The sequence below is a fragment of the Luteimonas salinilitoris genome (assembly GCF_041300785.1).
Taxonomy (GTDB): Bacteria; Pseudomonadota; Gammaproteobacteria; order Xanthomonadales; family Xanthomonadaceae; genus Luteimonas; species Luteimonas salinilitoris.
Genome location: NZ_JBFWIB010000044.1, coordinates 1 through 2,149, shown reverse-complemented (window position 1 = coordinate 2,149; position 2,149 = coordinate 1). Strand labels below are relative to the sequence as shown.

The 2,149-nt window shown below is 62.4% G+C and carries 1 protein-coding gene; it reads left to right on the top strand.

Annotated features, from left to right (window positions below; all coding sequences use genetic code 11):
* Positions 1 to 525: 525 nt before the first annotated feature.
* Positions 526 to 1,866 carry a choice-of-anchor Q domain-containing protein gene (locus AB5T46_RS20295; protein ID WP_370565925.1) on the top strand — a complete coding sequence of 447 codons (1,341 nt, stop codon included), beginning with the start codon at positions 526 to 528 and terminating at the stop codon, positions 1,864 to 1,866.
* Positions 1,867 to 2,149: the final 283 nt, after the last annotated feature.

Here is a 2,149-nt window from a genome sequence, read left to right as displayed (position 1 = left end):
CGGCGGTGGTCGCGCGTGAGTTGGGCATTCCGCGCAATCGGCTCTACAAATGGGCACAGGACGCTGAGCAGAAGGGAGAGCAGGCGTTTGCTGGCAGCGGCCGCCCGAAGGCCGGTGTCGATAAGGGGCCAGGGCAAATATCAATCGACTTCGGGAAATTTGCCCTGGCCCCTTATCGTCCCCCCTTATCGTCCTTATCGTCCCTCCGCCCCCTTTCTTGCTCGTCCCCTTTCTTGCTCTCGGATTCTGCATAGGGACCGGAACGCTAATCAAAGACACGGGTCCCCATTGGTGACGCAAGCCGCCGATGGCCGACCATTCTCTTGCACTTCTCTTGTGCGGCGCTGCAGCAGATGGCAGTTGTGTGACACATCTGAATGCGCGAAACAGGTGCTTGCTTGCAGCAGGTAGGTAGGCGACTTCGCGCATGCGTTCCGCTTCACACGATACGAACGGATTCGGTGAGAGCGTCCGCCGCACAGGGGAACCACTCAATGTCCGCTATGGACGCCTGGAGAAGACCGCATGTCCCGTGTCCCGCTTCACTCGTCGTGGGCTCTCGCACTCTCGTGCAGCGCACTGACCTTATTGGCGCTCGCGCCCACGGCTCCGGTGGCCGCCGCGATCCGCACCGTAACCAACTGCAACGACAGCGGTCCCGGCAGCTTGCGAAGTGTGGTCGCCAACGCGCTCAGTGGCGACACCATCGATTTAGCTTCGCTCGGATGCAATCGAATCCTGCTCACCAGCGGCGCGATCGATGTTTCGCAGAACGATCTGGCGCTGTCCGGGCGCAACCCTTGGGCGCTCACCATCGACGGCGGCGGCACGGACCGCGTCTTCCTGCACGCCGGTACGGGCGTCCTGCGCCTGCGCCGGATTTCGGTGGCAAACGGAAAGATCGTACGCGACACACCGGAGGAATCAGGCGGCTGTGTCAGCTCGTACGGCTCCGTCGAGGCGATCGGTTCCTGGATCCACCATTGCCAGGTGCAGGCGACCGGAGGAGACGCCCCTTCGGCCGACGGCGGCGCCATCGCGGCCGACAACAAGGTGATGCTGTCCTACAGCAAGGCGTATGCAAGCAGCGCCACTGCCTTTGGTAGCGGTTACGGAGGTGGCGTGAGCGCCCGCGAAGTCGTACTGCACAGAAGCCAGGTCTATGGCAACTATGCGGACTATGCCGGCGGCGGCATCGTTGGGGAGTCCGTCTCCGCAGGGCTTTCGACGATCCATGACAATCGCGCCGATCAGCGGGGAGGCGGGGTCTACATTTCATTTGCCTGTTTCGATCGGCAGGACTGCACGTTCCGGCTCGACAAGTCGACCGTATCGGCCAACCATTCAACGGATTTCGGCGGCTTCGATGCGTCGAACGCGACAACAGCAGTGTTCGTCGACAGCACGGTGTCCGGCAACTCCGCGGGAATCTACAGTGCCGGTGAGCTTGCGCCCGATGCCCGCATCTTCAACAGCACGATCGCGTCCAACCAGGACACAAGGGTGTGCTTCAATATTCTCCATGTCTCCCAGCAGTTGGACCTGGTGAGCTCCATCGTTTCCGGCAACACCTGCACCGCCGGCGCCGTCGATGACCTCGGCGGCGTCATAGGAGCCCAAGTGACCGGAAGCGACAACATCATCGGCTATTCGTCATTGCAGCTACCTCCCGACACCATTTTCGCCGATCCGCGGCTGGCAGTACTGGCCGACAACGGCGGGCCGACGCGTACGCACATGCCGCTTGCGAACAGCCCGGCGCTCGAAAGCGGCAGCAATCCGCTGAACCTCAAGTACGACCAGCGCGGGGCCGGCTTCCGGCGCAAGAAGGGTGCCGCCGTCGATATCGGGGCGATCGAACGCTGACCGAAACAAGAACGCGAAAAACCCGGGTCAGAGTCCGAGGTATCCCCACAAGAACGGGGTCAGAGACCGTTCTTACCAGGACACTGGGATCTTTCTGATCCTCAGGACGCCGCCGCACTGATGAAGCGGGGGTGCTCGAGATCTGTACGGCTGGCAGGACCGACTCCCAGCGCGCTCGCCATGCCGCGCCCGCTAAAGAACGGGATCAGAGACCGTTCTCCCTACTTGGACAACAGATTCTTTCTGACCCGCAGTTCTCCGCCGTGCCCGACTGGCGAGCGGG

What these genes read in the sequence shown, in the direction of transcription:
- AB5T46_RS20295 (WP_370565925.1), top strand. Translation starts at nt 526, where the DNA reads ATGTCCCGTGTCCCGCTTCACTCGTCGTGGGCTCTCGCACTCTCGTGC.